The organism is Geminocystis sp. GBBB08 (assembly GCF_016743215.1).
Lineage (GTDB): Bacteria > Cyanobacteriota > Cyanobacteriia > Cyanobacteriales > Cyanobacteriaceae > Geminocystis.
In genome coordinates this window covers 1-6,966 of sequence record NZ_VRZC01000184.1, presented here as the reverse complement: position 1 = coordinate 6,966, position 6,966 = coordinate 1, and the positions used below count along the sequence as shown (strand labels likewise).

At 35.9% G+C, this 6,966-nt stretch carries 11 protein-coding genes and 1 pseudogene; all 12 read right to left on the bottom strand.

Annotation, left to right across the window (positions count from 1 at the left end; translation table 11 throughout):
• On the bottom strand, positions 1–314 hold a 314-nt coding region (locus tag FWJ34_RS16915), incomplete at its 3' end, for a PAS domain S-box protein (protein ID WP_308256518.1).
• A gap of 56 nt (positions 315–370) precedes the next feature.
• Positions 371–625, bottom strand: a complete 255-nt coding sequence (locus tag FWJ34_RS16910; protein ID WP_308256517.1) for a (2Fe-2S) ferredoxin domain-containing protein — start codon at positions 623–625, stop codon at positions 371–373.
• 44 nt (positions 626–669) lie between these two features.
• Positions 670–2,103 (bottom strand): Ni/Fe hydrogenase subunit alpha, encoded by a 1,434-nt coding sequence (locus FWJ34_RS16905; RefSeq protein ID WP_308256516.1) that lies wholly within the window; start codon positions 2,101–2,103, stop codon positions 670–672.
• 108 nt (positions 2,104–2,211) lie between these two features.
• Positions 2,212–2,493 carry a type II toxin-antitoxin system mRNA interferase toxin, RelE/StbE family gene (locus FWJ34_RS16900; RefSeq protein ID WP_308256515.1) on the bottom strand — a complete coding sequence of 94 codons (282 nt, stop codon included), beginning with the start codon at positions 2,491–2,493 and terminating at the stop codon, positions 2,212–2,214.
• Positions 2,490–2,717 carry a hypothetical protein gene (locus FWJ34_RS16895; RefSeq protein ID WP_308256514.1) on the bottom strand — a complete coding sequence of 76 codons (228 nt, stop codon included), beginning with the start codon at positions 2,715–2,717 and terminating at the stop codon, positions 2,490–2,492. Before FWJ34_RS16895 ends, FWJ34_RS16900 begins: the two co-directional genes overlap by 4 nt.
• Positions 2,718–2,760: 43 nt before the next feature.
• Positions 2,761–3,003 (bottom strand): annotated as a pseudogene (locus FWJ34_RS16890) (type II toxin-antitoxin system RelE/ParE family toxin); the annotation flags it as partial.
• 23 nt (positions 3,004–3,026) lie between these two features.
• Positions 3,027–3,233, bottom strand: coding sequence for a hypothetical protein (locus FWJ34_RS16885; RefSeq protein WP_308256513.1), 207 nt, complete (start codon positions 3,231–3,233; stop codon positions 3,027–3,029).
• Between the two features lie 103 nt (positions 3,234–3,336).
• Positions 3,337–3,480: a hypothetical protein gene (locus tag FWJ34_RS16880; RefSeq protein ID WP_308256512.1), complete on the bottom strand. Its 144-nt coding sequence runs from the start codon at positions 3,478–3,480 to the stop codon at positions 3,337–3,339.
• 148 nt (positions 3,481–3,628) lie between these two features.
• Positions 3,629–4,177, bottom strand: coding sequence for an oxidoreductase (locus FWJ34_RS16875; protein ID WP_308256511.1), 549 nt, complete (start codon positions 4,175–4,177; stop codon positions 3,629–3,631).
• Positions 4,165–4,881: a bidirectional hydrogenase complex protein HoxU gene (gene hoxU / locus FWJ34_RS16870; RefSeq protein WP_308256510.1), complete on the bottom strand. Its 717-nt coding sequence runs from the start codon at positions 4,879–4,881 to the stop codon at positions 4,165–4,167. Before hoxU ends, FWJ34_RS16875 begins: the two co-directional genes overlap by 13 nt.
• 95 nt (positions 4,882–4,976) lie before the next feature.
• The gene (locus FWJ34_RS16865) at positions 4,977–5,624 is read right to left on the bottom strand and encodes a Uma2 family endonuclease (protein ID WP_308256509.1); all 648 of its coding nucleotides are present in this window, start codon (positions 5,622–5,624) and stop codon (positions 4,977–4,979) included.
• A 151-nt stretch (positions 5,625–5,775) separates the two neighbouring features.
• A partial coding sequence (locus tag FWJ34_RS16860) for an NADH-quinone oxidoreductase subunit F (RefSeq protein ID WP_308256508.1) occupies positions 5,776–6,966 on the bottom strand: 1,191 nt, incomplete at its 5' end.

Sequence of the window (6,966 nt, the reverse complement as noted above, 5' to 3'; positions counted from 1 at the left end):
GTCATAATGCACAAAATAAAATTTTCTTCTTGAATAGGAAAAATAAATTCTTTGACAATAATATCATGTTTAAAATATTCTGTTTCCCTATTTTTTATTACTTCTTTTTTTTGCCATGCTTCTTTAATATGATCAATATTTCCTAATATATCAGTGGCTAATTTTCCAATTATTGGCTCGTTTTCAAGGCGAAATAGTTGACAAAAAGAGGGGTTTACCAGTTTAATTATTAAGTTATTATCGATGGCAATTAAAGCATTAGGATCATATTCCCATAAAAGTTTATATAAATGATTTTGACTACTTTCTAACATAGCTAATTATATACTTTTTTATTATTTTAAATTGTAAGTAATATTTATTTTAGTTTTTATTTAATCATTGGTAATATTTCTCTAATAAATTTGTCTTCTAAATTCTGAGGGCTAATGTGGATAAAGTGTTTATTCCTAAATTTCATCACAATTCCACTGCTACAAGTTTCTAAACAAAATGAGCCTTTTAACTCAATCTTTTCATTCAAATTATGTTGATTTATCAGAGATTGTAGTTGCGGTAAAACTTCATAAACACCTAATTGATGACAAGCTGAACCCATACATAAATACAAATTTTCTTTACTCATAATTTTACCTCCAGATGGATTGGTGGGCATTGCCCACCCTACTGTTAGTTTTTATATTTTTCTTTAATAATTTTGCCTTCGCTATTAACTAATTCTATGTGTAATGGCATTTGTCCTATAGCATGAGTTGAACAGCTTAAACAGGGATCAAATGCTCTAATTCCTGCTTCTACACGATTTAACATGGCTTCTGGTATGTCTTCTTCGCCGTGAATGTAATGTTTGGCTATCTGGGTGACGGTTTTATTCATGGCAAGGTTATTTTGCCCTGTGGCAATGATGAGGTTTACCTTTTTAATTAAGCCGTTGTCATCCACGTTGTAATGATGAAAAAGTGTACCCCTAGGTGCTTCACTTACACCAATGCCTACTAAGTAATTGATTCCTGCTTCTGCCCTTACTCTAGTGGACAAAATGTCGGGATCGTGTATTAAGTTTTCAATGGCTTCTAAACAAGCGACAATCTCAATTAAACGGGCGTAGTGATAGAAGAAAGACGATGTAGCAACACGACTACCAGCCCGATGACGAAATTCGTGTAATTCTTGATCTGCTTGAGGTGTACCGATGCGATCGCACACATTTAATCTTGCCAAAGGACCTACTCTATAGATACCATCAGGATAGCCTAAAGGTTTATAGTAAGGGAATTTGAGATAAGACCAATTTTCTACCGCTTCCCCTAAAAAGTCTAGGTAATTATCCTCACTCAAGCCGTCAGCGATAATGTTACCTTGACTGTCGATGAATCGCAAATGTCCTCCATAGTGTTCCCAAGTACTATCGGGGGCGACTAACCCCATAAATAAGGAATCAAATTTGCCAAATACGTCAATTTCTGTTTTTAATTCGCTATCTAAGAGCTTTTTAAAGAGATTTAGGGCTAATTCGGTGGTTTGCTTTGCTTCAGGCAAATTATCTTCAATCCATTGACGATTTTCTTCTTTAAGTGGCGATCGAACTCCTCCTGGCACAGCCCAAGCGGCATGAATTTTTCTTGCTCCTAGTATTTCAATAATATTTTGACCAAAAGCGCGTAAACGGATACCAGCACGAGCCAAATCGGGATCTGCACTCATCAAGCCAAAAACGTTACGGGTAGAGGGATTGGAGTCCCAACCGAGGAGAAAATCAGGGCTACTGAGGTGGAAAAAAGAGAGGGCATGAGATTGGGTGATTTGGGCTAAATTCATCATCCGACGCAATTTTTCTCCTGTAGGGGGGATTTTTACCCCTAAGATTTTATCGCCAGTTTTGGCGGAGGCGAGGAGATGACTAACAGGGCAAATACCACAGATACGGGCGGTAATTCCAGCCATTTCAAACATGGGGCGACCTTCACAAAATTTCTCAAAACCTCGAAATTCTACCACATGAAAACGGGCATCATTTACTTTACCATTATCATCTAAATAAATGGATATTTTAGCATGACCTTCGATGCGAGTAACGGGGTCGATAATAACTGTTTTTGACATAATTTTTTACCTATTTTATAATTAAATATTAGATATTTTTTGAGGGATCAAATTAATTAAGTTTCGTAAAGCATGATTCATCGATTGACTCTACCATTCTCAACTGATTTAATAAACTTCGTCATGAGTACCAATATCAACTAAAATAATTAATGTTTGTTCTGATAACTCCGTTTGATTTATTTTGAAGATAATCCGATATTCATAGTTAATAGAACAAGACCAATAATTATCTAAATTACCTGTCAGTTTATGAGTTTTTAAGGATGCAGTAAAGGGATCGTTTTCTAATATTTTTAAAATGTTCCTTATTTTATTTTCTAAGGAAGAATTTTTTTTTATTAAACGTTTAAAGGCTCTTTTAAAACTTGTATCAGCTACTAAAATCATTCTTTTTCATCGTCTTCTAATAAATAGTTCATTATTTCGTCTGAATTTCCTACTTTTACCTTACCTAGCTCTAAATTTTTGAGAGTTTTTTCTCCATTGCTTAAGATTTCTGAACGTCTTTTTTCAATACGTCTTTTGCGTATTAGTTCAAATAAATATTCTTGGTCATCTATAGATAAAGTTTCGATCGAGTCTATAATATCTTGAAAATAAGTAGTTGTCATAAATTTCTCCGATAAGTAATCATTTTTATGGAAGTTATTTTAATTAGGGAAAATTTTGATAAATTTCTTTTTGGTGTAAAAATCTAACAAATCTAACTATATCTTGATCGGCATAAATACCAATCCTATAATCTCCTATTTTAATTCTATAATAATTATTTTCTCCTTTTAAAGATTTGATTTGATTAATTTGCTGTAAATTTTCTGCTTTTTCAATATCTTCTATTACTGACTTAATTTTCTTTAATAGTTTAGTCTCCTTAATTTTTTGTAAATCTTTTTCTAAACTTTTTCTAAATTATACGTTCATTATTTCTGTTCTAAAATTTTAAAAATAGATTCATTATCAACTAACTCGGTTTCTTCGCCTTCTTCAATAGCTTTAGATAGAGCAATATTTTCGATAATTTCTATGATTAAATCAGAAAATTCCTCTTGATTTTCAGTAATAAGCTCTAAAACTACCTCTTTTAAGGTTTGTTTTAATTGGTTGGTTTCTATTAATATATTAGTCATCGTTTATTATTATTTAATTGCTTGATTTATTATACAAAAAAATACTTTTTTCATGGTTCTATTTTAATCTAAAAAAGACTTTATTTTTATTATTAAGAAGTTTTTAAGAGGTTTCCCGAATATAAAAAGTATATCCATAAAAATCACTATATTCTCTGAATAAATTGATTTCTGATTTAATGTCATCAATGACTAATTGAGTCATGGGGTTACTGTGTAAACTAAATTTTTCTATATTCTTTTGCAACGGATTATAGTAATTTTGCCACCAAGAATTACTGGATAATCGATAAGTATTAATAACTCGAAAACTAGATGTTTCTGCTTAGCTTAAACCATCATCAAAAAATTCTGAAAAAACTTTGCGTCTTTGCGCCTTTGCGAGAGGAAACAAATCAACCAAATTTGATCATTTCTCGCCCTTTCATGACGGGTTTTTCCTCTTTTAAAAGAGGTGCGATCGCATCTTTAATGCGTTGGGCGGAAGGGGGGCAACCTGGAAGGAATAAATCCACATCGACGATATGATGAATAGGCTGGACTTTTTCGAGGAGTTCTGGTACGATATGAGGGTCTTTTGGTATTTGTCCTGAATCATCGCTTAACTCAAGATAACAGCGTTTTAAGACTGGATCAGTACCATTTAACATATTACGCATGGCTGGTACATTGGCGGTAACGGCACAATCACCGAAGGAGATGAGAAACTTAGTTTTTTTGCGTACTTCTAACAGTAGTTCTAAGTTTTCTTCATTGGCGATCGCACCTTCAACTAAACAGACGTCAACGTTATCAGGATAATGTTTGATGTCACTGGCAACGGGGCTATATACAACGTCCACTGCTTCGGCTACATCGAACAAAAATTCGTCCAAGTCAAGGAATGACATATGACAACCGGAGCATCCTGCTAACCATACTGTAGCAAATTTTATCTTGTCCATTGGTGTTTCTCCCTAGCATTACTTAAAAATTCAACTTTACTGCGATCTTTGGTAGTTTCGGCGGTGGTGTCACCCTTACGGAAAATACTACCTGTAGGACAAGCATCCACACATTTACCGCAAGAAGTACAAGCGTCAACATCACCCCAAGGTTGATTTAAGCCACTGACGATTTTAGCGGCGGCGCCTCGAAAGGCAACATTCCAGACATGGGCGGTTTCAATTTCGGCACAGACTCTCACGCATCTAGTACATAGAATACAACGATTGTGATCAATGCCAAATAGGGGATGAGATAAGTCAACGTCTCGCTGAGGGAAGCGATAATTAAACCTAGTATGATCCATACCTACTTCGATCGCTACGTCTTGCAGTTGACAGTTATTGTTAGCGACACAGACGGCGCAAACGTGATTACCTTCCGCAAAGAGTAATTCAACAATCATCTTACGATACTCTTGTAACTGCTCAGTTTGGGTGAGAATTTCCATGGCTTCTAAGGCTTCGGTGACGCAACTAGGTACAAGGTTAGGATTACTTTTGATTTCTACCAAGCATAAACGACAAGCCCCCACATCGGAGACTCCTTCTAGGTGACAGAGGGTAGGAATAGGGATTCCTGCTTGCTTTGCAGCTTTCAGTATGGTTGTACCTGCTTCTACGGCTACGTCAATGCCATCTATTTTTAATGTATTTACAGACATTTTTTTTAGTGAATAATGAATAATGAATAATTTTTGATAATTGTATTAATAGACATCTGGATAAATATTGGCAAGATGCCTGTTTTAAGGTAAATCTAATTATTCTGACTAAATTTTTCTAATAACCAAGCTGTTACCTGACTGTGATTAATTTGGCGAGTCATCTTTAATGCTTCTTCTAATAAGGATAATTTTAACTGAGATAAAACTAAAGATTCTCTGATGCGATAACTGCCTTGATTTTCAATTTTAAAAGCAATTATTTCACCTTTTTTCACATCTACAATCCAATATTCTTTTACTCCTAATTCCTCATATAATAATCTTTTTTCACCTTGATCGTCTTTTAAAGAAAAATTGGCTATTTCTATTACTAAAGTAGGAGGGGGAAATTTATCTAATTTAATAATACTTGTGCCGTAGGGAATAGCCGAGGCGGTATCACCAATATAGTAAGATAAGTCGGGTTGTGCCTCTTGATAACCTGTTTTGCGATAGCTACAATTATCGTTAGCATTTAAGTCAATTTTTTTTAAAGCACTATAGATATTAATAGCAGTATTAATGATAGAGTGATCTCTTGAATGATCGTTTCCTAATGGTGACATTTCAATTCTTAATCTACCTTGATAATAATAAAATTTTCCTTTTTCATAATCAGGATTTTCAGCGAGTTGCATAAACTCATGCCAATTAGCATCTATCCATTTATCACTGGTTATTTTTGTGGTTAATAAAGTCATTTTTTTACCTTTTTTTGATAACTCTTACACTATTTATATTAAACTTTTAATTCTCTTTGCGCCTTTGCGCCTTTGCGTGAGAAAAAAATTTTCATAGTCTTGTCATTAACCTAGCAACCCCTAAAAATGGTGGGTTATACCCACTCTAAGGTTATTTGAGTAGTTGTAAATATTCCTCCTTAAAGTAGTGTAAGGTGCTTAAGACGGGATTGGGTGCTGTTTGCCCTAAACCGCATAAACTGGTAGCTTTTACCATATGGGATAATTGTTCTAACTTGCCTATATCGGCTTGGGAGGCTTCCCCGTTGAGGATTTTAGTCAACATTTGGTATAGTTGCACTGTGCCTGTGCGACAGGGGATACATTTTCCGCAGGTTTCTCCTCGACAAAATTCCATATAAAATCGGGCAAGGGCTACCATATTAGTATCTTCATCTATGACTATCATGCCACCTGATCCCATAATAGTACCTAATTCCTTTAGGGATTCATAATCAACGGGAGTATCAAAATATTGATAAGGGATACAACCACCAGAAGGCCCACCTGTTTGTACGGCTTTTATTTCATTATTGCCTGGCACTCCTCCTCCCATTTCTTCCACAATTTGACGAATAGTTGTACCCATTGGCACTTCGATTAAGCCTGTATTGTTGACTTTGCCAGTGAGGGCGAATACTTTTGTGCCTTTGCTTTTTTCTGTGCCAATATTAGCATACCATACTCCTCCTTCCCTGATAATTGGCACGATGTTAGCGTAGGTTTCCACGTTGTTGATTAAAGTTGGGCATCCCCATAAGCCTGATTGGGCGGGATAAGGTGGGCGCGGGCGTGGGTTGCCTCTGTCTCCTTCGATGGAAGCGATAAGGGCGGTTTCTTCTCCACATACAAACGCCCCTGCACCTACCCTAATATCAATCTTAAAGTCAAATAGGCTATTAAATATCTGTGTGCCTATTAAGTCTTGTCTTTTTGCCTGTTGAATCGCCTTTTGTAATCGGGCTATCGCCAGAGGATATTCGGCTCTAACGTAGATATAACCTTGATTTGCCCCTACTGCATAACCGGCGATCGCCATGCCTTCAATAATACGATGAGGATCACTTTCAAGGACACTTCGATCCATAAAAGCACCCGGATCACCTTCGTCTGCATTACAAACGATGTACTTTTGTTCCCTCGGCATTTTGGAAACGGTAGCCCATTTTAAGCCGGTAGGATAACCGCCTCCTCCCCTTCCCCGTAAGCCACTGGTAACGACTTCTTTAACTACTTCTTGGGGTGTCATTTCGTGCAAGGCACGGTATAGCTGTTGATAACCTCCCACGGCAATATATTCATC

Bases quoted from the DNA above. Each gene is read 5' to 3' on its own strand.
- FWJ34_RS16910 (WP_308256517.1), bottom strand. From the start codon at position 625: ATGAGTAAAGAAAATTTGTATTTATGTATGGGTTCAGCTTGTCATCAA.
- FWJ34_RS16905 (WP_308256516.1), bottom strand. From the start codon at position 2,103: ATGTCAAAAACAGTTATTATCGACCCCGTTACTCGCATCGAAGGTCAT.
- FWJ34_RS16900 (WP_308256515.1), bottom strand. From the start codon at position 2,493: ATGATTTTAGTAGCTGATACAAGTTTTAAAAGAGCCTTTAAACGTTTA.
- FWJ34_RS16895 (WP_308256514.1), bottom strand. From the start codon at position 2,717: ATGACAACTACTTATTTTCAAGATATTATAGACTCGATCGAAACTTTA.
- FWJ34_RS16885 (WP_308256513.1), bottom strand. From the start codon at position 3,233: ATGACTAATATATTAATAGAAACCAACCAATTAAAACAAACCTTAAAA.
- FWJ34_RS16875 (WP_308256511.1), bottom strand. From the start codon at position 4,177: ATGGACAAGATAAAATTTGCTACAGTATGGTTAGCAGGATGCTCCGGT.
- hoxU (WP_308256510.1), bottom strand. From the start codon at position 4,881: ATGTCTGTAAATACATTAAAAATAGATGGCATTGACGTAGCCGTAGAA.
- FWJ34_RS16865 (WP_308256509.1), bottom strand. From the start codon at position 5,624: ATGACTTTATTAACCACAAAAATAACCAGTGATAAATGGATAGATGCT.